This window comes from Bradyrhizobium sp. Ken64, assembly GCF_055807555.1.
On the sequence record NZ_JBVVPA010000002.1, the window covers coordinates 194,931 to 218,681 of the forward strand.

21 protein-coding genes are annotated in these 23,751 nt (G+C 63.7%); 8 read left to right on the top strand and 13 right to left on the bottom strand.

What is annotated here, in order from left to right; all coding sequences use genetic code 11:
* Nucleotides 1-76: 76 nt before the first annotated feature.
* From paaX to AC0L2F_RS04125, 7 genes are all read right to left on the bottom strand, one after another.
* A complete protein-coding gene (gene paaX / locus AC0L2F_RS04095) occupies nucleotides 77-943 on the bottom strand; it encodes a phenylacetic acid degradation operon negative regulatory protein PaaX (RefSeq protein WP_473247582.1) in 867 nt (288 codons plus the stop codon).
* Nucleotides 944-1,140: 197 nt separating this feature from the next.
* Nucleotides 1,141-1,911, bottom strand: coding sequence for an esterase/lipase family protein (locus AC0L2F_RS04100; RefSeq protein WP_007607906.1), 771 nt, complete (start codon nucleotides 1,909-1,911; stop codon nucleotides 1,141-1,143).
* 201 nt (nucleotides 1,912-2,112) lie between these two features.
* Entirely contained in the window at nucleotides 2,113-3,399 is a 1,287-nt protein-coding gene (locus AC0L2F_RS04105; RefSeq protein ID WP_473247583.1) for a DUF445 domain-containing protein, read from the bottom strand.
* Nucleotides 3,400-3,611: 212 nt separating this feature from the next.
* Nucleotides 3,612-4,067, bottom strand: a complete 456-nt coding sequence (locus AC0L2F_RS04110) for a phasin (protein WP_007607904.1) — start codon at nucleotides 4,065-4,067, stop codon at nucleotides 3,612-3,614.
* A 203-nt stretch (nucleotides 4,068-4,270) separates the two neighbouring features.
* Entirely contained in the window at nucleotides 4,271-4,864 is a 594-nt protein-coding gene (locus tag AC0L2F_RS04115) for a GNAT family N-acetyltransferase (RefSeq protein WP_007593821.1), read from the bottom strand.
* Nucleotides 4,861-5,943 (bottom strand): PHA/PHB synthase family protein, encoded by a 1,083-nt coding sequence (locus AC0L2F_RS04120; RefSeq protein ID WP_007607902.1) that lies wholly within the window; start codon nucleotides 5,941-5,943, stop codon nucleotides 4,861-4,863. Before AC0L2F_RS04120 ends, AC0L2F_RS04115 begins: the two co-directional genes overlap by 4 nt.
* A complete protein-coding gene (locus AC0L2F_RS04125; RefSeq protein ID WP_007607901.1) occupies nucleotides 5,940-6,323 on the bottom strand; it encodes a hypothetical protein in 384 nt (127 codons plus the stop codon). Before AC0L2F_RS04125 ends, AC0L2F_RS04120 begins: the two co-directional genes overlap by 4 nt.
* A 171-nt stretch (nucleotides 6,324-6,494) precedes the next feature.
* Between AC0L2F_RS04125 and AC0L2F_RS04130 the strand changes: the two genes are divergently transcribed.
* Nucleotides 6,495-7,409 (top strand): alpha/beta fold hydrolase, encoded by a 915-nt coding sequence (locus AC0L2F_RS04130; protein ID WP_007607895.1) that lies wholly within the window; start codon nucleotides 6,495-6,497, stop codon nucleotides 7,407-7,409.
* Nucleotides 7,410-7,555: 146 nt separating this feature from the next.
* Nucleotides 7,556-8,020, top strand: coding sequence for a nuclear transport factor 2 family protein (locus tag AC0L2F_RS04135; RefSeq protein ID WP_007607893.1), 465 nt, complete (start codon nucleotides 7,556-7,558; stop codon nucleotides 8,018-8,020).
* Between the two features lie 100 nt (nucleotides 8,021-8,120).
* On the opposite strand, the gene AC0L2F_RS04140 is transcribed toward AC0L2F_RS04135, so the two are convergent.
* The 6 genes from AC0L2F_RS04140 to AC0L2F_RS04165 form a co-directional block, all read right to left on the bottom strand.
* On the bottom strand, nucleotides 8,121-8,795 hold the full coding sequence (locus tag AC0L2F_RS04140; protein WP_007607886.1) for a spermidine synthase: 675 nt from the start codon (nucleotides 8,793-8,795) through the stop codon (nucleotides 8,121-8,123).
* 31 nt (nucleotides 8,796-8,826) lie between these two features.
* Nucleotides 8,827-12,060 (bottom strand): bifunctional cytochrome P450/NADPH--P450 reductase, encoded by a 3,234-nt coding sequence (locus tag AC0L2F_RS04145; RefSeq protein WP_473247584.1) that lies wholly within the window; start codon nucleotides 12,058-12,060, stop codon nucleotides 8,827-8,829.
* Between the two features lie 130 nt (nucleotides 12,061-12,190).
* Nucleotides 12,191-13,186: an alpha/beta fold hydrolase gene (locus tag AC0L2F_RS04150; protein WP_473247585.1), complete on the bottom strand. Its 996-nt coding sequence runs from the start codon at nucleotides 13,184-13,186 to the stop codon at nucleotides 12,191-12,193.
* Nucleotides 13,187-13,196: 10 nt separating this feature from the next.
* On the bottom strand, nucleotides 13,197-14,747 hold the full coding sequence (locus AC0L2F_RS04155) for a WS/DGAT/MGAT family O-acyltransferase (RefSeq protein WP_007607880.1): 1,551 nt from the start codon (nucleotides 14,745-14,747) through the stop codon (nucleotides 13,197-13,199).
* A 46-nt stretch (nucleotides 14,748-14,793) separates the two neighbouring features.
* Complete coding sequence (locus tag AC0L2F_RS04160; RefSeq protein ID WP_473247586.1) at nucleotides 14,794-15,594, bottom strand: esterase/lipase family protein; 801 nt, start codon at nucleotides 15,592-15,594, stop codon at nucleotides 14,794-14,796.
* A complete protein-coding gene (locus AC0L2F_RS04165; RefSeq protein ID WP_007593837.1) occupies nucleotides 15,594-15,851 on the bottom strand; it encodes a DUF6489 family protein in 258 nt (85 codons plus the stop codon). The genes AC0L2F_RS04160 and AC0L2F_RS04165 overlap by 1 nt, the downstream gene beginning before the upstream one ends.
* Before the next feature lie 302 nt (nucleotides 15,852-16,153).
* Between AC0L2F_RS04165 and AC0L2F_RS04170 the strand changes: the two genes are divergently transcribed.
* From AC0L2F_RS04170 to AC0L2F_RS04195, 6 genes are all read left to right on the top strand, one after another.
* Complete coding sequence (locus AC0L2F_RS04170) at nucleotides 16,154-17,749, top strand: ABC transporter substrate-binding protein (RefSeq protein WP_007607878.1); 1,596 nt, start codon at nucleotides 16,154-16,156, stop codon at nucleotides 17,747-17,749.
* A 105-nt stretch (nucleotides 17,750-17,854) separates the two neighbouring features.
* Nucleotides 17,855-18,835: an ABC transporter permease gene (locus AC0L2F_RS04175; protein WP_063993200.1), complete on the top strand. Its 981-nt coding sequence runs from the start codon at nucleotides 17,855-17,857 to the stop codon at nucleotides 18,833-18,835.
* A gap of 10 nt (nucleotides 18,836-18,845) precedes the next feature.
* Nucleotides 18,846-19,817 carry an ABC transporter permease gene (locus AC0L2F_RS04180; RefSeq protein ID WP_007607876.1) on the top strand — a complete coding sequence of 324 codons (972 nt, stop codon included), beginning with the start codon at nucleotides 18,846-18,848 and terminating at the stop codon, nucleotides 19,815-19,817.
* A gap of 73 nt (nucleotides 19,818-19,890) precedes the next feature.
* Nucleotides 19,891-20,877, top strand: coding sequence for an ABC transporter ATP-binding protein (locus tag AC0L2F_RS04185; protein WP_473247587.1), 987 nt, complete (start codon nucleotides 19,891-19,893; stop codon nucleotides 20,875-20,877).
* Nucleotides 20,874-21,863, top strand: a complete 990-nt coding sequence (locus tag AC0L2F_RS04190; RefSeq protein ID WP_007607874.1) for an ABC transporter ATP-binding protein — start codon at nucleotides 20,874-20,876, stop codon at nucleotides 21,861-21,863. The genes AC0L2F_RS04185 and AC0L2F_RS04190 overlap by 4 nt, the downstream gene beginning before the upstream one ends.
* An 81-nt stretch (nucleotides 21,864-21,944) precedes the next feature.
* On the top strand, nucleotides 21,945-23,750 hold the full coding sequence (locus tag AC0L2F_RS04195; protein WP_473247588.1) for a gamma-glutamyltransferase family protein: 1,806 nt from the start codon (nucleotides 21,945-21,947) through the stop codon (nucleotides 23,748-23,750).
* Nucleotide 23,751 lies beyond the last annotated feature (1 nt).

Sequence of the window (23,751 nt, forward strand, 5' to 3'; positions counted from 1 at the left end):
GCGCATCCTCCCAATCTTATTGGGAGCAATATATAACAGAAACTAAGTCATGCAAGATATTTCTGTAACATATCGATCAGGCCGCGAACCTTCGTTCCAGAAGCTTTCGGGCCGGTGGCAATGGCCCCTTCTCATTGGTTCCATGGCCATCAAGCCATTGTTCGGAGGGGACGAGCAGCGCCCGATAGATCTCGCCGCAGAGTTCGCGGGCAGCCCTGCCCGGCCAATCGGCCGGCAGCAGGCTCTCGGGCAGCAGGGGATCGCGCAGCACGACGCGGCGGTAATGGTGGATCAGGAGGATGCGCGCGGTGAAGGCGTCGGCCTCCGACAAGTCCTTGCCCCGTGCGATCACGGCGCGCAGCGGCTCGAACGTCTTCATGAACTTCAGATAGGCGTTCGCGGTGCGATCCAGCGGCCAGCTCGCACTGAGCAGCCGGCGGCCGCTGTCATCCTCGGCCGAGACTTCCAGGCGGATGGCGCCCGCGGCCTCGTCCGGCACTGGCACGCCTGACGGCGCGACCCACACACCCGGCAGCGGGCTGCCGAAGCCGGCATTGCGGAGCGCCTCGCGCGAGGCGTCCCGATCCTCGCCATTGCCGATCAGCAGCAGCTCGAAGCGCCCGGTCCAGTCGGATGGCGGCGGATCGTAGATGTGGCGTGTCGCGGCCTCGAAGATCTGGCGGCCCTTGTCGGCCAAGCGGTAAAAACTATTGCGGCCGACCTTTTCGCGCGTCAGCCAGCCATCGGCGGCAAGCCGCGACATCGCGGTACGCACCACGCCGCTGTCGATGTCCAGGGTCTCGAAGAATTCCAGGAGCGTGCCGAGCCATACCGAGCCGCCACGCGGCACGATGGCATCGCCGAACACGGTGATGACGATAGAGCCGGTGCGCGACGGCTCGCGCTTGAGCTGCTCGATGATGCGGGACAACGGATGCGCCATGCGCGAGGCATAGCGCGTTTGGTGCGGGCGCGACAATGGACCGGTGCGACAATGCAAGAGCCGGGCTCAATCCTTCGAGACGGCGCTTCGCGCCTCCTCAGGATGAGGTCTAACTACCTACGCGCCGCGCCACGTGGTCTCAATCCTCATGGTGAGGAGCGCGGCAAAGCCGCGCGTCTCGAACCATGCAGGCCCGGCTACCGATGCGGATCGGGATAGACCACGCTGCGCCAGCCGCTGCGGTCGAAGGGCCGCCAGCTGCCTTCCTTCTGCGCAAGGCGATCAGCCACCGCGAAGACAGCGGCGGGATGATGGCCCATGCCGCAATGGCTGCTCTCGATCTCGATGCTCTCGGTCTGCGTGCCCGTCTTCTCCATGCAGCCCTGCCAGGCGCAGACGCCGTCGGTGCGGCTGAAGATCGCCGTGGTCGGCACCGGCGGCGGAACGGCGAGATCGCCGCCGAACTGCGGATCGACCTCGTCGGACTTCCGCCCGCTCGCCCATTCATAGACGCGCCAGGCGTTGGTCGAATGCGGATCGCCGGCAAAGGGGCTGCCGAGCGTGATCACCTGGCGTACGCGGTCGGGCATCATCTTGGCGAGCTGGCGCGCATAGAGTCCGCCGAGGCTCCAGCCGACCAGGCTGATCTTGCGGCCATGCCTGTCGCTGAGCTCCTGAACCAGATCCACCATCGCGTGCTGCACGCCCTCGCGCAGGCCGTAATTGCGGCCCTGGCGCCAGCCGCTCACCGCATAGCCCTTGCCGGATAGAAAGGTGCGCAGTGCACGCGTGGACCCGTCGGAGGCCACGAGGCCCGGCAGAACCAGCACCGGATGCCCATCGCCGCGCGGCGCAAGGCTGAGCAGCGGCAGCGCGCCGAGGAATGCACCGAACTCGTGGATCGCTCGCCCTTCCAGGAACATCAGGGTGCGAGACGGCGGGCTCAGTGTCTGGGCAGTAGCGGTCATCAATGGTCCCCTTGGGAGAATTGCTGAAAAGGCCACCGGTTGTTTGCCGGCAAATGGGTATGGGATTCCAACACGCCGGCTTCTTGATCGTTCCGCAACGCAACATGAATCAGCTAGGCAGCGGGTTGCCGACATTCAAGCGGGAGACACACCCGGCCACAATAGGCCCGCGCGTTAATGCTGACGTCCGTGACGCAAAAGTCACAACCATCGCAGCAGGAATTCTACGGAGTAAAGCGCAAGACCCGCAAGCCCGCCGATCAGCGAGCCGTTGAAGCGGATGTATTGCAGGTCGCGGCCAATGTTGATTTCGATCAGCGAAATCAGCTGCGCCATGTCCCACGCCTTGACCTGGTCGGAGATGAAGGTCGAGACGCCGCTCTTCTGGTCGGCGACGAAGCTGCGCAGCACCGCGACCAGACCCTTGTTGATCTCGCCGCGCAGCTCGCCATCGCCGGCAAGCGCTTCGCCCGCGGCGACACACATGCCGGCGAGATGATGCTGCAGCACCTGCGTCTCGCCGCTTGCACTCCGTTCGATGAAGGACCGCGTGTTGGCCCAGACGGTGCGGGCGAGATCGGCAAGCTCGGGACGCGCGAGCAGATCACGCTTCAAGCCATCGATGCGGTCGATATAGGCCTGGTCAGTGCCGAGTCGGTCGACGAAGCTCAGCACCATGCGATCGAACTCGCCGCGGAACGGATGTTTGGGATCGCTGCGCACCTCATTGAAGAAAGCTGTGGCGGAGGCCACGATCTTGTTCACCAGAAATTTGTCGGCCCGATAGAGCCTGAGCAAGGTCGGCAATTCCGCACGCACCTTCTCGCGGATCATCGCCATCGTCTCGGTCTGGTTCAGCGTCTCGTGCATGACGCGCAGAAGATCGTCGAACAGGATCTGGTGACGTCCCTCCGCCACGAAGCCGCGCAGCGTGCCGGCCGCGAGCGGCGCGAGGTCGATCGCCTGGAGCTGCGATGACATGCGGCGAAGGATGAAGGTCATCAGGCCCGAGCTTTCCGTCGCGGAGACGGCCTCCGGCAGCAGGCGCAGTGCAAAGCGCGCAAGATCGTCACTACGCTTGCGGTCGCGCAGCCAGTCGGCGACGAAGGAGCCGAAATCGATCTCGTTCAGCTTGGCCTCGACCGGACCAGCCTCGAGGAAATGCACCTGAATGAACTCGCCGAGCTTGTCGGCGATGCGGGCCTGATTGCTCTGGATGATCGCGGTGTGCGGGATCGGCAGGCCGAGTGGACGCTTGAACAGTGCCACCACCGCATACCAGTCGGCGAGCCCGCCGATGGTCGCGGCTTCCGCGAATGCCGCGATGAAACCGAACACCGGATGCACGGGCAGCAGCCATTTCGCGACGACGAACAGGACGAGCGTCGAGGCCAGCACCAGCGTCGCCAGCGCTTTCACGCGGCGAAGCTCGGCTGCGCGTTCGGCGTCGCCTGGGGAATCGAAGGAGAAGGTGGCGGGTGGAGTCATGGTAGATACTTAGCGCGTCGATCTCCGCGTGTCCCGGACGCGGTGCAGCGCGGAGCGATGCGCCGCAGAGCCGGGACCCAGCATGGACCCCGGATCAGCAGTGCACCACGCCGCAAACGCGGCGCGCTGCACAGCATCCGGGGAACGCAAGAGACAAAAAACAAGGCCCGCCGGAGCGGGCCTCAAATTCAGTTTTTACTCAGGGCGCCGTATCAGGCGGTCTTGTTGTAGACCTTGGCAAAGTTGTCCTGAGCGGACTTCGCACCGTTAGCGGCGAGCTTGCCGAAATAGTCGGTGGTCGCCTTGGCGCGCGAGACGAACGCTTCGCCGCGGGAGCGGAGCAGGCCGGACTGGATCTCGACAGCTTCGCTGAACGACTTGGCGGACGCGAGCTTGTCGATGCCCGCGAAGAACGCCTCGGCGTCCTCGTAGATCGCCTGCTGGATGTTGCGGCTGATCTTGCCGGCTTCGGTGACGGACTCGGTCACCGCGTTTTCGACGGCGGCAGTCACGCGCTCGGAACCAGCGAACACCTCGGCAGCACGGTCCTTGGCGGTATTGGCGGACTTCTTGACGAACTCGCGGGCGGCCTCGGGAACTTCCAGGTTCTGGATGTTCTTGAACGCGTCCTTGAAGCCTTCGAAAGCGGTGTTGGTTTCGGTGGTCATTGGGGTCTCTCCATCCTCATTGGTTGAGCTATGGGCTCACCCCGTCCGGTTTTGGCCCGGGGCACGACTTATATGGCATAGTTAATTGTGCGACGCAATATTCATATTGCAGTGCGATATCACGAAACCGTGAACAGCCTTAATGAGAGGCAATCTGGCGCCTCCCTGACCATCCGGGTTCCCGACCACCCGCCCAGCGGTTCTCAGTGCTGGACGGCGCCCGGCAGCCCATAGGCTTCCATCTGGGCCTGGACCTGCGCGATGTTGTGCCCGAGCACGACGATGTCGTGGGTCTTGCCGTCGACGTCGCGGACATGGTCGCGCAGCAGTGCCTCGGCCTTGAAGCCGAGGCTCTCGAACAGCGTGATCGCTGCCTGCTGATCGACCGTCATCTGGACCGAGAGCTTCTCGAGGCCGGCGCCGAGCGCGAGTGCGAAGGTCTCCTGAGACAGCGTCCGTCCCACCCCCTTCCCGCGCACGTCGAGCGAAACCACCATCCGGATCTCGCCGACATGGGGCGACCAGGAGTGCGGGTCGCGCACCAGCGTGCCGCAGCCGACGACCGTGCCGCCCCTGACCGCGAGCAGGCTCGTGATAGCGCCGCGCTCGATCTCCTTGACCCAGGCGGAGAGCACCTTCGGCTCACTGATATTGCGCGGCAGGAACAACAGGTCGTGGGTCGGCAGGCCCTTGCCGAAGGCGAGCACCGCGGCTTCGTCCGCCGGCGACATCAGGCGGATCTCGATATCGCCCGCGTCCGTCTTCACATGACGCGGATAGGAACGCTGCTCACTCATGTCGATCTCTTCCCCAGCCAGGAATCCAGTTTCGGCCATAGCCGCTTCACCGCATTGGCCCCGGCAACGAGCGAGACGTGACCGCCCTTCAGCATCACCTCCTCCTTGTCCTGCGATCCAATCTTGGTGATCAGGTGCTTTGCCGCATCATACGGCACGATGTGATCGTGCTCCGCCACCGCGTGCAGGAACGGCACCTTGATGTCCTCGAGCTTCGCAGCACGGCCGCCGACCGACATTGTGTCGTTGAACAGCTTGTTGTCCCACATCAGGTCCTTGGTGATGGTGCGGAAATATTCGCCGGCCAGCGGCAGCGTGTCGGTCGCCCAGCGGTCGAACATCCGGTAGGATTTAACGAACTCGTCGTTCCAGATGTTTTCCCAGAGCTGGATCTGGCTGACGGTGCGGGAGGCCGGGCGCAGCATCTCGAACGACGACAGGATCATCTCGGGCGGCACGTTGCCGACGCTGTCGACGAGGCGATCGACGTCGAAATAGCGACGGTCGGAGAAGTTCGAGAACAGCTTCATCTCGCGAAAGTCGACCGGCGTGGTGAAGCAGATCAAATTCTTCATCGGCCCGTCCCTGTGGATCGAGCCGTAGAGCAGCGACAGCACGCCGCCGAAGCAATAGCCGATGACGGAGACGTCCTGTTCGCCGGAATCCTGCTGCACGCGGCGGATGCAGTCCGGGATGAAGTCGAGGACATAGTCCTCCATGCGCAGGCTCTTCTCCTCCGGCCGTGGCGCGCTCCAGTCGAGCATGTAGACGTCGTAGCCGCGCTTCAAGAGGAACTCGATGAAACTCTGGCCGGGCACGAGGTCGAGAATGTAACCGCGATTGGTGGTCGCCATCACGATCAAGATCGGAATTCGATAGATCTCGTCGGACATCGGCCGATAATGGTAGAGGCTCATCGTGCCGCGCGAATGCAGCACGTCCTTCGGCGTCGAGCCGAGCGTGGGACCGGACGTCGAGAAATATTCGACGCCCTTGATGCTGCGCTGGATCGCGCGCTGCACCTCGGACTGGATGCGCTCCGGGATCCCTGCGAAGTCTAATCCGGCGGGTGCATTCATGTCTGCTCTCCGCCTTCAGATGGCGGGCGCTTGGTGCGCGGCCGGCGCAATGCGGTATCGGAGCCCTGAGAAATGCCGGAACTTGCAGCCATCTGGCTCAGCATCGACTTGATCTCACCGATCTGTCCCTCGATGGACTGCAGCCGTTCCGCAAGGCCGGTGACCTGGTCCCGGCTCGGCAGATTCATGGAGACTAGATATTTCTCCATGAGGTCGCCGAGTTGCTTCTGAGCACCTGCAGCAACGCCGCCGGCCCGGTTCACGGCCTGCGAAAACTCGGGCGACGACATGGCCTGATTGGCGAAGGAGTTGAACCCCTTCTCCATCTCGCCAACCATCTTCTGCCACATGGCAATGGGGTCGTTGCTCTTGTCGGTCATCGGCGTCCTCCTGAACTCGAGAGCTTCGATGCCCTTCCTTTTTTCGCCATACCACACCGTTGCGCGGTGCCGGTCAACCGGCAAGCAGCGGGTCCGGTGTCGCGAACGCGGCTTCATTGCGAGGGGAAACCGTGCGATACAGCATTAATCAAAAGCCGAGGGAACGCAGCCGTGAACGCCTATCATCCGCCGCAAACCGTCCACGCCAACGGCATCGACATCTGTTACGAGATTTTCGGCAACGACAATGCCGAGCCGTTGCTGCTGATCATGGGGTTAGGCGCCCAGATGATCCACTGGGACGATGCGTTCTGCGAGCAGCTGGCCGCGCAGGGCTTTCGCGTCATCCGGTTCGACAATCGCGACATCGGCAAGTCGAGCCATCTCACCGGCGGCAAGCGTCTGACGCCGCTCGAACTGTTGAAGCTGCGGTTCCTCAGAATTCCCGTGGCCGCAACCTACAAGCTGATCGACATGGCGAAAGACACGGTCGGACTGATGGACGCACTCGACATCAAGTCGGCGCATCTGGTCGGGGCGTCCATGGGCGGCATGATTGCGCAAGAAGTGACGTTGTCGTTTCCCGAGCGCGTGCGCTCACTGACATCGATCATGTCGACGACCGGCAATCCGCGCGTGCCGCCGCCGACACGTGAGGCCGCCGCGATGCTGATGGCGCCGCCGCCGCGCAGCAAGGAGGAGTTCATCGTCCGCTACGGCCAGACCTGGAACGTGTTGCGGGCCGGGTCCTTTCCGGAGGAAGAGGCGCTCGATCCCGGTCGTGCCGAGCGCGTGTTCGCGCGCGGGCTCAATCCGGCCGGCGTCGGTCGGCAGCTCCGTGCGGTGCTTGCCTCCGGCAGCCGCAAGGAGCGGCTGCACGGCGTCAAGACGCCGACGCTGGTCATCCATGGCACCGTCGATCCGCTGGTCCGCCCCGAGGGCGGCAAGGACACGGCAGAGTCCATTCCGGGCGCCAAGCTGTTGATGATCGAAGGCATGGGCCACGCGCTGCCGATGCGCTTCTGGCCGGAGATCATCGGCGCCATCGCCAAGCACGCGCATGGCGCAGCAGCGCAGGCGGCGTAGATTGACCGGCGCAGAAGGTCTCCTCGCGGTGACCATGTGAGCTGCCGGTTACTCTCTTAACGGAAGCCGGCGCGAAGGCTATACAGGTCTCCTTCATTCGCCGAGAACCTCAATCGCCAACGAGGCTGCCGCCTCTCGGAGTTCACATGCATCTCTTCGTCCGGTCGGCCGCAGTCGTCGCTGCTTCAGTCCTCACGCTGTCCCTCGCCAGTGGCGTCGCGATGGCGGGTAGCGCGCAAGAAGAAGCCAATCGCAAGACTGTCCTTGCGTTCTACGAGAAGGGGCTCAACCAAAAGGACGCCGATGCAGCCCTCGCCCATGTCGGCGACCGCTACGTCCAGCACAATCCCAACGCGGCAGATGGTCCGGACGGATTCCGAAAGTTCATCGGTTTCCTTCGCGAAAAATTCCCGAACTCGCACAGCGAGATCAAGCGCAGCTTCGTGGATGGGGACTACGTCATTCTGCACGTTCACGCGGTTCGCGAGCCCGGCAGCAGGGGCAACGCGATCGTCGACATCTTCAAGCTGGAGAACGGCAAAGTCGTCGAACACTGGGACGTCGTTCAACCGATCCCGGAAATTCCGGCGAACAACAACACGATGTTCTAGCTCGGAGCCGTAGCCCGGATGGAGCGCAGCGCAATCCGGGTTCTTGCGCGGATCGACCGTCCCGGATTTCGCTGCGCTCATCCGGGCTACAAATAGCCGCCTAGCTCTTCCTCGCCATCCAGATCACGTGACGTGCGCCACCGCCTCTTCCGGTGGCGCGGATATTGACTTCGTTGACGTCGAAGCCGGCGCTACCGAGCCGCTTGGCGAAGGCCGGGTTGGGTCCCGAGGACCAGACCGCGAGCACGCCTCCCGGCCGCAGCGCCGTCTTCGCTGCTTTCAACCCGCTCGCATTATAGAGCGCATCATTGCCCTTCCGGGTCAGCCCTTCCGGTCCGTTGTCGACGTCGAGGAGGATGGCATCGAATGCCGACCGCTGCGCCCGGATGATTTCGCCAACGTCGGTTTCCCGTATGCTCACCCTGACATCATCGAGACTGTCGCCGAACACCTGCGCCATCGGGCCCCGCGCCCAGGCGACCACCGCCGGCACGAGCTCTGAGACCACAATCTTCGCCTTGCCTCCCAGCACGGTCAGCGCCGCACGCAGCGTAAAACCCATGCCCAGGCCCCCAATGAGGACGACGGGTTTTGCGACCGCCTCGATCTGCTTCGCCGCCAGCGTGGCGAGCGCGGCTTCCGAGCCCGACAGGCGGTTGTTCATCAGCTCGTTGGTGCCGAGCTTGATGGAAAACTCCTTGCCTCGCCGCATCAGGCGAAGCTCTTCATCGGAGCCGGGGATTTTGGCGGTATCGATCTTTTCCCAAGGAATCATGCGAGAGCTTTAGCACGTCCCGGCCAGCGGCCTACCCTCCTGCCCACACGTCCAGCACATACCTGTTCCTGGCGCCCATTTCCTCGATCCAGCGGGCAGCCGTGGCGGCATCGCTGCCGCTCTTCTGGCGATGGATCGCGACCAGCGCCGCCTTTACATCGGGCTCCATCTTGCTGCCGTCGCCACAGACATAGACGATCGCGCCCTGCTCGATCAGCGGCCAGACCTTGTCCTTCTGCGCGGCGAGGACGTGCTGAACATAGGTCTTCGGACCCTCCGCGCGCGAGAACGCGGTGAACAGCTCCGTGATGCCGCTTGCCGCCAGCGCCTTCAGCTCGTCCGCGTAGAGAAAATCCTGATCGGGATGACGGCAGCCGAAAAACAGCATGGCCGGACCGAGCGCGGCGCCCTTTGCCTTGCGGGCGGCGCGCTCCTGGAGGAAGCCGCGGAACGGCGCCAGTCCCGTCCCCGGGCCGATCATGACGATCGGCACGGATGGATCGTCCGGGAGCCGGAAGCCGGCCTTGGTCTCACGCACGGTTGCATGGATCACGTCGCCCGCGCGTCGATTGGCGAGATAGTTCGAGCAGATACCCTTGTAGGTGCCGCGGCCCGAGGCGGCCGGCCCTTCGACCACGCCGACCGTGACGCTGCAACGAACAGGGTCGACCGACGGCGAAGACGAGATCGAATAGTAACGCGGCGCCAGCAGCGAGAGCATTTCCAGATAAACGTGGAACGGCAATTCGCAGGCCGGATATTCGAGCAGCAAATCGAACACCGATTTCCGCCTGGCCAGGATCTCGCTGCGATAACGCTCGAGCGTTTCAGGCTCCTCGCCCACGAAGGCCAGCAGCTTCGGCTGGGTCACCGGGCAGCGGGTGTGCTCGGCCATGATCTGGATCTGCTTCCGCGTCGCCACTTGCTGGAGCTCGACGAACTCGCTGAGCAGGCGGCCGACCGACACGGCATCCCCGACCGGCAATTGCGCGCGGCGGCCTTCGGCAACCTGAAGCCTGATCTGGTCGGCCGGCAGGAAGCCGAAGCGGCGGGCGACCGAATCCACCAGCGTCGGATCGTTGCGCGGAACCACGCTCAGATGATCACCGACGCGGTAATTGATGTTGGACGGCAGCTGCACCTCGATGTGGCGCGTCGAACGCTCTGACGGATTGGAACCGGCCTTGTTCTGAAGCTCGTCATTGACCAGCACCTTCATGGCCACCGCGCCGCCCTGGGCGACGATGGTGTTGACGGCGGTCACCGCGACCGGCTCGATCGCGTAGAGCGGATCGTCCTCCGCGGTACGGGTGAAATTCCAGTCGATGCCGAATTCCTTGGTCGCGACCTGGGCGGCTGCCGGGAACCATTTCTGGAACTGGCCGTCGAGATCGCTGCGCGCATCGCCTTCGCCGCGCGGATAGACCGCGCGCGCGCCATGTGCCGACAATTGCTCATCGATGAAGCGCGGCACCGACTGATAGGTCGCGGCCCAGTCGCTGTTGCCGCAGCCGAACACGGCGTAGCGCACATTGGCAAACGCATCCTTCGGCAGCTCGTCGCCGAGCCATTTGACAAATTGCGTCGCGTTGTCCGGCGGCGCGCCGTTATAGGAGGCGCAGATGATCAGCACGCCGCCCTCCCGCCGCAACTTGCCGACGTAATCGTCGAGCGGCCCCAGATGCACGGCAAAGCCGTTGATCTCGGCAAGGTCGGCCATGCGCGTCGCGAGCTCCTCGGCGGTGCCGAGATTGGAGCCGTAAAGCACCAGCATCGGCGTGTTGTGGCCGGGCCGCGCGGTGGGCTGACGCGGGGCCTTCGGCGCCGACGACACCGCCACAGGTCCGCCATAGGCACCGCGCTCGCGATCAGCGCGCGGACGGACCTTGATCTTGAAGCCGTCCGGCTTCATCGTCAGCGTTTCCTTCAGATGCATCTGGTAGCGCTGGTGATCGATCAGCTTGAAGCGCTGGAGGATCATGCCGAGTGCGAGCGCGGCCTCGTGCATGGCGAAGCCGCGGCCGATGCAGGCGCGCTGGCCGTTGCCGAACGGCTTCCAGGCATTGATCGGCCGTTTGGCTTCCGCCTCCCGGCTGAAATTCTCCGGATCGAACGCGTCCGGGTTCGGGCCCCAGACCGAGGGATCACGATGCAGCGCGGTCACCAGGATGGTCGTGAACGTACCCTTCCGAAGCTTGTACTTGCCGCCGCCGATGGTCTCGTCGTTCAGCGGCGAGATGCCATAGGCCGGCGCCGGCGGCCATAGCCGCAGCGCCTCCTTCAGGATCTGCGTGATGTAGGTGAGCTGCGTGACCTGTTGATAGGTCGGCCGCACGTCGACATTGGGACCGAGAACGCGATCGACCTCGTCATAGGCTTTCTTGAGAATGTCGGGGTGCTTGAGTAACGCATACAGCGTGCAGGACAACAGGCCGCTGGTGGTCTCGTGGCCTGCGATCAGGAACGTGTTGATCTGGTAGCGGATGTTGACGTCGTCGAGCTGCTCGCCGGTCGAGCGATCGACGCCGGTCATCATCGCCGCAAGCATATCCTTCTTGTCGTCGGTCGCATCGCCTCCCTTGCGGCGCTCCGCAATGATCTCGTCGACCATCTTGTTCATGAAGTCGACGTCTTCAGCCATGGTCTTGCGCCGCTTCTGCATCCAGAGCTGCTCGAGCGGCAGGCCACGCGTCATCATGATGGTTTCGAGCGAGCGCACCAGCGACTCGACGAAAGGATGGTAATCGCGCCGGTAGAACGAATTGAAGCGGTAGTCGAAGCCGCACAGCCCGATCGTGTCCAGCGTCAGTGCCGTCATGTCGTGGACGACGTCGATCTCGTCGTCGGCGTTGAGCCGTTCCCATTTGCCGACGAGCTGCTCGGCGATGTCGACCATGCTCGGGTGATAGGATTGCATCGCGCGGTTGCCGAAAGGCTGGAGCAGGATGTTGTGCGCCTTGCTCCAGTTCGGCTCCCTGGTGTCGGCCGTGAACAGGCCGTCGCCGCCGACCGCGCGCACCCGCCGCAGCGCACCGCGCACCGTCTTGTCGAATCGCTTCTCGTCGGAGAGCTCGTCGACGAGATCGTGGCCGGAGACGACCACGATCGGCGAGCCCATCATGTCGAGCCAGAAGATCGGCCCCAGCTCCTTGGCAAGCCGGGTCAGATGCTGCACCGGCGCGGCCGAATCCAGGGACAGCATGTTGCCGACCACCGGCTTGGTCGGCGGCTGCGGTATCGGATCCAGACGGTTCTTGGATGACATCGAAATGTAGTCCCCCTGCCTCAGTGTCGTCATTGCGAGCGAAGCGAAGCAATCCAGAAATTTGTCGGCGAAGGCAGCCTGGATTGCTTCGTCGCTTCGCTCCTCGCAATGACGAGTTCGCAATGGTCAGCTAGCCAAACCGCCTTCTACGCCATTCGATCAGCTTCGCGCTGACCTCCTCCGGCTTCTCCTGCTGCGTCCAATGGCCGCTGTCTTTCACAAGATATTTCTCGAGATCAGATATCAGCGTCTCCATGCCGTCGGCCGCCGACGGCGGCAGCACGGCATCGTTCTCCGCCATGATCATCAATGACGGCACGTGCACGTGATGGTCCAGGCCTTTCGCGCGCTCCCAATTGCGGGTGAAGTTGCGATACCAGTTGATGCCGCCGGTGAAGCCGGTTTTCGTGAACGTATCGACGAACACCTTCTTCTCGTCGGCCGACAGGATCGGCGTACGCGGATCGTGCTTTGCATCGTAGGCCGCGATCATCTGCGGGAACGCCAGATTGGTCTTTGACGAGGCGCCGACACCAGCGATCGGCGGCTCCTCCGGTTTCGCCGCCGGCCGCGCCAGCGGCTTGCGCATGAACGCGTCGAACGTCTGCTCGACGCGGCTGCCGAATATCCTGTCCGGCTCACGCGCGGGATCCTGGAATTGGACGATATACATCTGATCGCCGAAGCGTTGGCGGAACAGCGCGATCGGATCGATCGGCGCGCGGTCCCAATGCGGCGTGTTGACGCCGACCACACCGGCGACGCGCGAAGGATGCCGCAGCGGCATCTGCCAGACGACGAATCCGCCCCAGTCGTGACCGACAAAGATCGCCTTGTCGATCCCGAGATGATCGAGCAGCCCGACGAGATCGCCGGTCAAATTCTCCATGTCATAAGCCTCGACCGGCTCCGGCCGGTCGGTCGCGCCGTAGCCGCGCTGGTCCGGCGCGATCACACGGATGCCGGCCTCGCTCAGCGCCTTGATCTGGTGGCGCCAGGAAAATGCGAGTTCGGGCCAGCCATGGCACAGCACGATCGGCGGCTTGTCCGTGACAGGGCCCGCCTCGTAGTAGCCCATGCGGATTCCGTTCGTCTGCGCGAACTTGAGCGGCGGCATTTCAATCATCGGAACATTCCTACTCGGCGGCGCCCTTGATGTCCGCCGCGGGCGAAGCATAGGCAGCCTCCAGCGCGGCAAACTCCTCCGGCAGCATGTCGCACATCACCTGCACGTGCGGAATGATGTTGGCGCCGACGATGAAGCCGAAATCGAGCTGGTCGCGATAGCTCTGCACGGTGATGTTGAGCGCCTGTCCGTGCGTCGAAATCGACACCGGGAAGATGTGCAACAGCTCCGCGCCCGCGGCGTAGAGCGTCTGCCGCGGCCCCGGCACGTTGGACACCGTGATGTTCGCAGCCGGCGGCAGCACATTCGACAAATCGGAGCGGCTGTAGAGCAGCGCCATGATCTGGACGATGATCGGCGCGCCCAGCATCGAGATGTTGGAGACCTGCGGCATCAGCGCCCGCAGCGGATGCGACATCTCCTTGGACTTGGTCGATTGCGCGATGATGGCTTCCAGGCGCGCCTTGGGATCGTCGATGTTGGTCGCGATCGAACAGATCATCCCGAACACTTGGTTGTTGGCTTCGGTGTTGCCTTCCTCGCGCAGCGAGATCGGCACGGCAGCGGTCAAGGACTTCGCCGGCAGCGTTCCGTGTTGCAGGAGGTAGCGCCGGACCACGCCGGAGGCGAGCGCCAGCACGACGTCGTTGAGCTTGCCGCCGGCCTGCTTGGCCAGCGCCTTGGATCGCGACAGCGAGATCGAGACGCCGGCGAAGCTGCGCTCGGACGAGATCGATTTGTTGAGCATGGTCGGCGGCGACACCATGCTGGCGAGGCTCTCGCGCGATTTTGGATCGGATATCTTGCCGAGCACGTCCGAGACGCTCTTGACCATGGTCGGGATGTTGCCGGCAAAGCGCACGGCGCTCTCGATCTGGTACATCGCATTGTCGAACAGGATCGAACCGATGTCGCTCTTGCCGGTGCGCGGCAGTTGCAGGTTCTTCGCGGCCGCCGATGCATCGAGCGGCTGGGTGAAAAGCTGCTGGTAGGAATCGACCAGGTTCGCTGCGATGTCGCGCGGCTCCTGCCCGGGCTTCGCGCCCGCGATCGGCGGATCGACCTTCCGCGGGATCGGCGAGATATCGTAGATCATGTTGGTCAGCGCCGCACCGGCGCCGCCGTCGATGGCGGCATGATGCATCTTCGAATAAAGCCCGACCTCGTTGTTCTTCATGCCCTCGAACACGTAGAACTCCCAGAGCGGGCGGGCGCGGTTCAAGAGCTTGGCGTGCATCCACCCCACGATGCGTTCGAGCGTGGCGCGGTCGCGCGGCTGCGGCAGGCTGGCGCGGAAGATGTGACGGTCGATGTCGAACTGATCGTCCTCCACCCAGGAGGGATGATCGATGTCGAGCGGCGCCTTCTCCAGGCGCGCCTTGAGGATCGGCGCGATGTGCAGGCGCGAGACGATCATCGCCTTGAAATCTTCGAAGAAGTCGCCCTTGTAGTCGTCCGGCAGGCGAAAGATCGCCATGCTCCCGACATGCATCGGCATTTCCGGCGTTTCCAGATAGAGAAACGACGCGTCCAGCGACGACAGCTTCTTACCGTCAGCCATAGTTCCCTCCCGAGTATTTGACGGGCACCTTAGGCGGCGCTTCTCGTCAGGCCGATACTGCCTGTTCCGGCGGGGCATATGCAATGGCAAACGGCCCTGCCCGGTCAAATGGCCAGAACTCCCCCTCCGGTTGCGCAAGGCGGTCCGCGACGGCCCACAGCGCTGCAGGGTTCACCCCAAGCCCGATGTGGCTCGCCAGGTGCACCTCGATGTTCTCGGCACGGTCGGAGGGACGCAGCAGGCAAGTCCGCCAGTTCACGATGCCGTCGGCGCGCGAATAGATCGACGTCGCCGACACCGGAAGATCGCCGGCGATCGCTTCGCGCAGCTCGGCGAAATCCTCCACTCGCTCGCCGGACATCATCTCGTAGAGCCGCGTCGCATTGGTCGCCCGTATGTCATTGGCAAAAGGGCTGCCGAGCGTGATGACGTTGCGGACCATGTCGGGCGCCTGGAGCGCGAGATCGCGCGCATAGACGCCGCCGAGACTCCATCCGACCAGGCTGACCTTGCGTCCGCTCGCAGCATGGATTTCGGCGAGACGGGCGCGCAACGAATCCCGCATCCGTCCGAGCCCGCCGAAATTACGGCCCATTCGCCAGGCATGTGCCTCATAGCCGAGCTCGCTGAGATAGCGCCGCATCGGCGCCATCGAGAGGTCGCTGGCGAGGAAGCCAGGCAGCGCCAGCACCGGATGGCCATCGCCTTTGGGTGCCCGCATCAGGACCGGCGACAGCAGCAGGCTGGCGTTGAGTTCGAGCAACCCACGGGCTTCGGCGAGCAGCAAGGCAAGGCCGGGCGGACGAAGCTGGCCCGAGGTCTGCGGCCCGTCCGGACCGGGCGGCATTATTTCTTCTTGTCGCCGCTGCGCGTGCCGCCGAGGCCGGCCATGGTGACGAACATGTCCTGAAACCGCTCGGCAAGCTTGGGATCGAAGGTGAACCAGCTCTGGATCAGCGACTCCGGCGAGACCTTGTCGATGTTGCTCAAGACCTGCTGCTGCAGCTTGTCCATCACCGCCGTCTGCATCGGTGCCAGATCGGGCAATCCGATGAACTGACGGGCTTCGAGGGGGGTGCAGTCGATTTCGATATTAACTTTCATGTCCCCTCCAGATGAGATTCGAGCGGCCTGCCGCAGTATCGCCGCGAGACGGTGTGCAACGCAAGCGACCTGAGGCCGGCGGCGGCCTCCGGCTTCGTCGATCGGCGGATATGGTCAATCAAAATTGCCCGCCCGCGCCCATCCACCCCTCAATGCCGGTCACCATTGCTGCACAGCGGTGCAACTTGGCGCGTTCCTTGCTGGAATGGCGCTTGCACGGGTCGAGAAGTCTGGGCAACATGGATTGGGACGCCCGCCGAACAATCAAAAATCACGGCGCGGCAGAGTTGAGAGGGTCAAGAATGTCAGTCGGTCGAACTCTGTTTGCGGCGACGCTCGCCGGTATGCTTGCGTTGACGATGTCGCCCGCGTCGAGCCAGACGCTACGCTATGCCAACCAGGGCGACCTGAAGTCGCTTGATCCCTACTCGCTGAACGAGTCCACCACCCACGCCCATCTCGGTCACGTCTATCAGGGCCTCACCGCGCGGGACAAGGACCTCAAGATCATTCCGGCGCTGGCGGAGAGCTGGGAAACTCCGGAGCCGACCCGGTGGCGCTTCCATTTGCGCAAGGGCGTCAAATTCCACAACGGCGACCCCTTCACCGCCGACGACGTGCTGTTCTCCGCCGATCGCGTCCGCAACAAAAACTCGAACATGCAGACCCGCCTGGCGCCCAACGTCAAGGTCGTCAAGGTCGACGACTACACGGTCGATTTCGTCCTGCCCTCGCCCAATCCCATCCTGCATTCGTCGTGGGATGTCTGGTACATCATGGACAAGAAATGGGCTGAGGAGAACAAAGCGGTCGAGCCGACGCCAGTGTCCGCGACCTCTCCGAGCTATGCCTCGCTTCACGAGAACGGCACCGGCCCCTTCATCATCGAGAGCCATCAGCCCGGTGTGAAGACCGTGTTCAAGGCCAATCCCAACTACTGGGGCAAGATGGAAGGTAACCTGAAGGAGATCATCTTCACCCCGATCTCGTCCGATGCCACCCGCGTCGCCGCGCTGCTCTCGGGCGAAGTGGACGTCATCGAGCCGGTGCCGATCCAGGACATCTCCCGCGTCGATGCGAGCCCGAATGCCCAGGTGCTGAAGGCCCCTGAGTTGCGCACCATCTTCATCGGATTCGATCAGACGCGTGACGAGCTGCTCTACTCCAACATCAAAGGCAAGAACCCGTTCAAGGACGTCAAGGTCCGCGAAGCCTTCTACAAAGCGATCGACATCGAGCTGATCAAGACGCGGGTGATGCGCGGGCTGTCGACGCCCTCGGCGCTGATGATCGCTCCGGAATTGTTCGCGCTGTCCAAGGAGTTCACCCGGCCGAAGTTCGATCCAGATGGTGCCAAGAAGCTCCTGGCCGAGGCCGGGTACCCCGAAGGCTTCGAGGTCACCATGGACTGCCCGAACGATCGGTACGTCAACGACGCCGCGATCTGCCAGGCCGTCGTGGGCATGCTTGCCCGCATCGGCGTCAAGATCAATCTGCTGGCGCAGCCCAAGGCGCAATACTTCGCCAAGGTGTTGAAGCAGGGCGGCTATCAGACCTCGTTCTACATGCTGGGCTGGACGCCGAGCACGATGGACTCCCATAATGTGCTCTACGACATCATGGGCTGTCGCGACGATGCGAAATCATCGCGCGGCGAGGCCAATCTCGGCGGCTATTGCAACAAGGAATTCGACGCCATCACCGACAAGGTGCTGGTCGAAACCGACACGGCCAAACGCAATCAGCTGATCAAGCAGGCGTATGAGATCAGCATCAAGGACTGGGCTTATATTCCGCTGCACCAGCAGGCGCTGGCCTGGGGCGTATCGAAAAAGGTCAACCTGCCGCAGCGCGCCGACAATCTGGTCATGTTCCACTGGGCGACCAAGAAGGAATAGCGTCAGTTGAACACAAGGTCCCGGCAGCGTCAGGCTACCGGGACCTTTCCTTTTTGCGGCTGACAAAGACGTCGGCCGGACGCACACTCAAGGAAAGTGGAAGGCATGCTCGCTTTCACTCTTCGCCGGGCCGTTCAGGCCATCGGCGTCATGTTCGCCGTCGGCATCATCGCGTTCTCGATGTTCCGCTTCGCCGGCGACCCTATCAACCAGATCGTCTCGCTCGATACGCCGGCGGCCGAACGCGCAGCCGTGCGCAAGTCGCTGGGGCTCGATGATCCCGTGCCGGTGCAGTTCGTGCGCTATTTCGCAGATGCCGCGCAATTCAAGTTCGGCGTCTCCTATCAGTTCCGCCAGCCGGTCTCGACGCTGTTGATGGAGCGTATGCCCGCAACGCTGGAACTCGCGATCTGCGCGACCGTATTTGCAATGGTCTCCGGCATCCTGATGGGCGTCTATTCGGCGCTCAGGCGCGACACCCTGCTCGCCAAATTATTCCAGGCGGTTTCGCTGATCGGCATCTCGCTGCCGACTTTCCTGATCGGCATCCTTCTGATCTACCTGTTCGCGGTGACGTTGGGCTGGTTGCCCTCGTTCGGCCGCGGCGAAGTCATCAAGCTCGGCTGGTGGACCACGGGCCTGCTCACATTGTCGGGCCTGAAGGCGCTGATCATGCCCTCGATCACGCTCGGCCTGTTCCAGATGACCCTGATCATGCGGCTGGTGCGCGCGGAGATGCTGGAAGTGCTTCGGACCGACTATATCCGCTTCGCCCGCGCCCGCGGGCTGACAACCCGTGCCATTCATTTCGGCCACGCGCTGAAGAACACGCTGATTCCCGTGATCACGGTGGCCGGACTTCAGTTTGGCTCGGTTATTGCATTTTCGATCATCACCGAAACCGTGTTCCAATGGCCCGGCATGGGACTTCTGTTCGTGCAGGCCGTGCAAAACGTCGATATCCCGATTATGGCTGCCTACCTGCTGATGGTCTCGCTGATTTTCGTCACCATCAATCTGGTGGTCGACATCCTCTACACCGTCGTCGATCCGCGCCTGCGCGCGACCGTCGGCCGCGCCACATAAGGCAGCCTGTATGTCCGAAGTGGTCGCCTCCAATCCCGACAAGCCGAGCACGCTGCCGACGCATGCCGCCCGCAGCTGGTTCAGCCGCGCACTCGACAGCGACGTCTTCTACTCGTTTCGCCGATCCAAGCTGACCATGGTCGCGGCAGCCATTACCGTGCTGTTCTTCCTGCTCGCGATCTTTGCCTCCGCGCTCGCGGTGCAGGACCCTTTCGATCCGGCACAGCTCCAATTGATGAATTCCAGGATCTCACCGCTGTGGACCGCTGAGGGGCAGAGCCCGTTCCTGCTCGGCACGGACGAGCAGGGCCGCGATGTGTTCTCCGCCATTCTCTACGGGCTGCGCATTTCGCTCGCTGTCGGCGTGGCCGGCGTGATCTTCGCGGGCGCGCTCGGCATCGCGCTTGGCCTGGTCGCCGGCTATTTCGGCGGCGCGGTGGACGGCGTGATCATGCGGATCGCCGACGTGCAACTCACTTTCCCCGCCATCCTGATCGCGCTGCTGGTCAACGGCATCGCGAAATCGATTCTCGGCAACCGGCTGGATGCAACCAGCATGCTGATCGTGCTGGTGATCTCGATCGGCCTGAGTTTCTGGGTCGGGTATGCCCGGACGGTGCGCGGTTCCGTGATGGTCGAGAAGAACAAGGACTACGTGGCCGCCGCGCAATTGATCGGCCTTCCCGCACCAAAGATCATGTTCCGCCATGTGCTGCCAAACACGATGGGTCCGATCCTGGTCATCGCGACGATCAACCTCGCGCTCGCCATCATCACCGAGGCGACGCTGTCTTTCCTCGGCGTCGGCCTGCCCGACACAATGCCCTCGCTCGGCACGTTGATCCGCATCGGCAACAACTACCTGTTCGCGGGCGAATGGTGGATCGTGGCCTTCCCCGGTATCGCGCTCGCCGCCCTGATCCTGTCGATCAACCTGCTCGGCGACTGGCTGCGCGACGCGCTCAACCCGAAGCTCCGATGAGCAAAATTTCAAAGAGCGAAATCTGGATGAGCAAAACTTGGATGAGCAAAACTTGGATGAGAGCGTCTCGCTCATGACCGACCCCATCCTCTCCGTGCGTAATCTTCAGGTCGAGTTCGCCTCCCGCCGCGGCACGCTGCGCGCCATCGACGGTGTCTCCTTCGACATCGCCAAGGGCGAGGTACTCGGCGTGGTCGGCGAATCCGGCGCCGGCAAGTCCGTCACGGGTCTGGCCGTGATCGGCCTGATCGATCCGCCCGGCCGCATCGCCGGCGGCGAGATTCGTCTTGCGGGCCTGCGCATCGACAATTTGCCGGCGGAGGAGCTGCGCCGTATCCGGGGAAAACGGATCGGCATGATCTTCCAGGATCCCCTGACATCGCTCAATCCGCTCTACCGCGTCGGCGATCAGTTGATCGAGACGATCAGAACCCATCTGAACCTGTCCGAGACCGCCGCGCGCCGCCGCGCCATCGACCTGCTCGCCGAAGTCGGAATCCCCGCACCCGAAAAGCGCATTGACGGCTATCCCCACGAATTCTCCGGTGGCATGCGCCAGCGCGTGGTCATTGCGCTCGCGATCTGTGCCGAGCCGGAGCTGATCATCGCGGACGAGCCGACCACCGCACTCGACGTCTCCGTACAGGCGCAGATCATCTCGCTGATCAAGCGACTCGGACGCGACCACGGCACCGCCGTGATGCTGGTGACCCACGACATGGGCGTCATCGCGGAGGCGTCCGACCGCGTCGCGGTGATGTATGCCGGCCGCGTTGCCGAGATCGGTCCGGTGCAGGACGTCGTCAGGAACCCGCTGCACCCTTATGCCAAGGGCCTGATGGGCGCGATCCCCACCCTTGCCGGCGACGACAAGCGTCTGGTGCAGATCCCCGGCTCCATGCCGCGCCTGTCGGCGATCCCACGCGGCTGTTCGTTCAATCCGCGCTGCGCATTCGCATTCGACCGATGCCGCGTGGAGAAGCCGGAGCCACTACCGCGCGGCACGCAATCCGTCGCGTGCCACCTCTATGACAGTGTGCCGGCGGAGAGCGCGGCATGAGCACTTCCTTCGTCCAGGCCACAAATCTGCGGCGCGTCTTCGACGTCTCGAAACCCTGGCTCAACCGCGTGCTCGAGGGCGGCCATCTCGAATACCTCAAGGCCGTCGACGGCGTCACCTTCGACATCAGGAAGGGCGAGACCTTCGCGCTGGTCGGCGAGTCCGGCTCGGGCAAGACCACGGTCGCACGGATGGTCGTGGGCCTGCTGCCGCCGAGCTCCGGCGACGTCCTGATCGACGGCGTCTCGATGACCGACCCGAGGCAGGCACCGGCACGCCGAAAGCTCCGCCGCCGCATCCAGATGATCTTCCAGGATCCCTATGCGAGCCTGAACCCACGCTTCCGGGTCGACGCCATCATCTCCGAGCCGATCCGCGCTTTCGACCTGATCGAGGGCGAGCGCGACATCCAGGCGCGCGTCGGCGAACTCCTCAGCCTTGTCGGCCTGCATCCCGACGACCGGCTGAAATTTCCGCACGAATTCTCGGGCGGCCAACGTCAGCGCATCGCGATCGCTCGCGCGCTCGCCTCCGACGCGGAGTTCATTGTCTGCGACGAGCCGACCTCCGCGCTCGACGTCTCCGTGCAAGCGCAGATCCTGAACCTGATGCGCGACCTCCAGGACAAGTTCGGCCTGACCTACATGTTCATCAGCCACAACCTCGCCGTGGTCCGCCACATGGCCAGCCGCGTCGGCGTGATGTATCTCGGACGCATTGTCGAGATCGCGGAAGGACGTGAGCTGTTTGCTCGTCCTCGCATGCCCTACACCAAGATGCTGCTCGGCGCCGTGCCCGATCTTGCCATGAGCGGCCGCCAGCGCATTCCCGTGAAGGGCGAGATCCCGAACCCGATCAATCCGCCGCCTGGGTGCGCCTTCAATCCACGCTGCCCGCTGGCGTTCGATCTCTGCCGCAAGGAAGCACCTGAATTGATCGACGGCGTCGCCTGCCATGCGGTCAACACCGCGCCGGTACCGGCGTGACGCGCGCGTGCCATGCAGCCTGCGCATTTGGCGGCGGCCTGGCCCTGTGATCAATTGCGCGCGCCGCACATGAGGTAGTCCATGGCCAGCATCGTCAATCCCGATCCCTTCACGACACGCCCCGAGATCGAAGGCACCTTCGGCGTCGTCGCGACCACGCACTGGATCGCGACCGCTATCGGCATGGCCATCCTGGAAAAGGGCGGCAATGCCTTTGACGCCGGCGTCGCCACCGCTTTCACGCTCCAGGTGGTCGAGCCGCATCTGAACGGCCCAGGCGGCGACGTTCCGATCATCGTGCACGACGTGAAGCGCGGCCGCACCGAGGTGATCTGCGGCCAGGGTCCGGCACCGGCCCGCGCCACCATCGCGCATTACAAGAGCGAAGGCCTCGACATGGTGCCCGGCACCGGCCTGCTCGCGGCCTGCGTCCCCGGCACCTTCGAATCCTGGATGATGCTGCTGCGTGACTACGGCACGATGCGCGTGCGCGACGTGCTGGAGCCGGCGATCTCCTATGCGCGCGACGGCTATCCGCTGGTCGAGCGCGCCTGCGCCACGATCCAGACCGTCGAGCAATTATTCCGCAAGCACTGGCCGACATCAGCCGCCGTCTATCTGCCGAACGACGAAGTGCCAAAGCCCGGCACGCTCTTCACCAACAAGACGCTTGCAGCGACCTACGCACGAATCCTGAGCGAGGCCGAAAGCGATGGCGGCGGCCGCGATGCCGAGATCGAGCGCGCGCGAAAGGCGTGGTCGCAGGGCTTCGTCGCGGAAGCCATCGACAAATTCTGCCGGACGCAGGAGGTGATGGACGTCAGCGGCTCGCCGCACCGCGGCGTGCTGTCGGCCGATGACATGGCGCGCTGGCAACCGACGGTCGAGGCCCCGCTCACCTATGATTATGGCCGCTACACTGTCTGCAAGGCCGGGGTCTGGAGCCAGGGTCCGGTGACGCTGCAGCAGCTCGCGCTGCTGAAGGGCTTTGCGCTCGATGGGCTGGACCCGACCGGGCCTGAATTCATCCATCTCCAGATCGAATGCGCCAAGCTCGCCTTCGCCGACCGCGAGAAATTCTACGGCGATCCTGAGTTCAGCGAGATCCCGATCGGAACGCTGCTGTCGGATCCCTACAACAACGAGCGCCGCAAGCTCGTCACCGACAAGGCCTCGCTCGATCTCCGGCCCGGTGCGATCGAGGGGTTTGGCGGCGTGGTCAAGCTGCGCCGCGCCGAGGGCCAGCGCGAGGCTGTCGGCGCGCTCGGCGCCGGTGAACCGACGGTGGGCCGGTTCGGCGAGGTGCGCGGCGACACCGTGCATTTCGACATCATCGACAAGGCCGGCAACATGGTGTCCTCGACACCATCAGGCGGCTGGCTGCAATCATCGCCGATCATCCCCGAGCTCGGCTTCTGCCTCGGCAGCCGCGCGCAGATGTTCGATCTGGAGGAGAACCAACCGAGTTCGCTCGCGCCCGGCAAGCGGCCACGCACCACTTTGTCGCCGACCATGGCGCTGCGCGATGGCGAACCCTATCTCGCCTGGGGCTCGCCCGGCGGCGACCAGCAGGACCAGTGGATCACGCAGTTTTTCCTGCGGCACGTCCATTGCAATCTGAATCTTCAGGAAGCCATCGACGCCCCGGCCTGGCACTCCGAGCATTTCCCGATCTCGTTCTGGCCCCGCACCGCGCGCCCCGGCGTGCTCGTGGTCGAGAACCGCGTGCCGAAGGCGACGATCGCGAATCTTCGCGAACGCGGACATATCGTCGAGGTCGGACCGGATTGGTCGGAAGGCCGCCTGACCGCGGCCTCGCGCGTCGGAGCACGCCGCCGCGCCGCCGCCAATCCGCGCGGCATGCAAGGCTACGCCGCAGGGCGCTGAA

Bases quoted from the DNA above. Each gene is read 5' to 3' on its own strand.
- paaX (WP_473247582.1), bottom strand. From the start codon at position 943: ATGGCGCATCCGTTGTCCCGCATCATCGAGCAGCTCAAGCGCGAGCCG.
- AC0L2F_RS04100 (WP_007607906.1), bottom strand. From the start codon at position 1,911: ATGACCGCTACTGCCCAGACACTGAGCCCGCCGTCTCGCACCCTGATG.
- AC0L2F_RS04105 (WP_473247583.1), bottom strand. From the start codon at position 3,399: ATGACTCCACCCGCCACCTTCTCCTTCGATTCCCCAGGCGACGCCGAA.
- AC0L2F_RS04110 (WP_007607904.1), bottom strand. From the start codon at position 4,067: ATGACCACCGAAACCAACACCGCTTTCGAAGGCTTCAAGGACGCGTTC.
- AC0L2F_RS04115 (WP_007593821.1), bottom strand. From the start codon at position 4,864: ATGAGTGAGCAGCGTTCCTATCCGCGTCATGTGAAGACGGACGCGGGC.
- AC0L2F_RS04120 (WP_007607902.1), bottom strand. From the start codon at position 5,943: ATGAATGCACCCGCCGGATTAGACTTCGCAGGGATCCCGGAGCGCATC.
- AC0L2F_RS04125 (WP_007607901.1), bottom strand. From the start codon at position 6,323: ATGACCGACAAGAGCAACGACCCCATTGCCATGTGGCAGAAGATGGTT.
- AC0L2F_RS04135 (WP_007607893.1), top strand. From the start codon at position 7,556: ATGCATCTCTTCGTCCGGTCGGCCGCAGTCGTCGCTGCTTCAGTCCTC.
- AC0L2F_RS04140 (WP_007607886.1), bottom strand. From the start codon at position 8,795: ATGATTCCTTGGGAAAAGATCGATACCGCCAAAATCCCCGGCTCCGAT.
- AC0L2F_RS04145 (WP_473247584.1), bottom strand. From the start codon at position 12,060: ATGTCATCCAAGAACCGTCTGGATCCGATACCGCAGCCGCCGACCAAG.
- AC0L2F_RS04150 (WP_473247585.1), bottom strand. From the start codon at position 13,186: ATGATTGAAATGCCGCCGCTCAAGTTCGCGCAGACGAACGGAATCCGC.
- AC0L2F_RS04155 (WP_007607880.1), bottom strand. From the start codon at position 14,747: ATGGCTGACGGTAAGAAGCTGTCGTCGCTGGACGCGTCGTTTCTCTAT.
- AC0L2F_RS04160 (WP_473247586.1), bottom strand. From the start codon at position 15,594: ATGCCGCCCGGTCCGGACGGGCCGCAGACCTCGGGCCAGCTTCGTCCG.
- AC0L2F_RS04165 (WP_007593837.1), bottom strand. From the start codon at position 15,851: ATGAAAGTTAATATCGAAATCGACTGCACCCCCCTCGAAGCCCGTCAG.
- AC0L2F_RS04170 (WP_007607878.1), top strand. From the start codon at position 16,154: ATGTCAGTCGGTCGAACTCTGTTTGCGGCGACGCTCGCCGGTATGCTT.
- AC0L2F_RS04175 (WP_063993200.1), top strand. From the start codon at position 17,855: ATGCTCGCTTTCACTCTTCGCCGGGCCGTTCAGGCCATCGGCGTCATG.
- AC0L2F_RS04180 (WP_007607876.1), top strand. From the start codon at position 18,846: ATGTCCGAAGTGGTCGCCTCCAATCCCGACAAGCCGAGCACGCTGCCG.
- AC0L2F_RS04185 (WP_473247587.1), top strand. From the start codon at position 19,891: ATGACCGACCCCATCCTCTCCGTGCGTAATCTTCAGGTCGAGTTCGCC.
- AC0L2F_RS04190 (WP_007607874.1), top strand. From the start codon at position 20,874: ATGAGCACTTCCTTCGTCCAGGCCACAAATCTGCGGCGCGTCTTCGAC.
- AC0L2F_RS04195 (WP_473247588.1), top strand. From the start codon at position 21,945: ATGGCCAGCATCGTCAATCCCGATCCCTTCACGACACGCCCCGAGATC.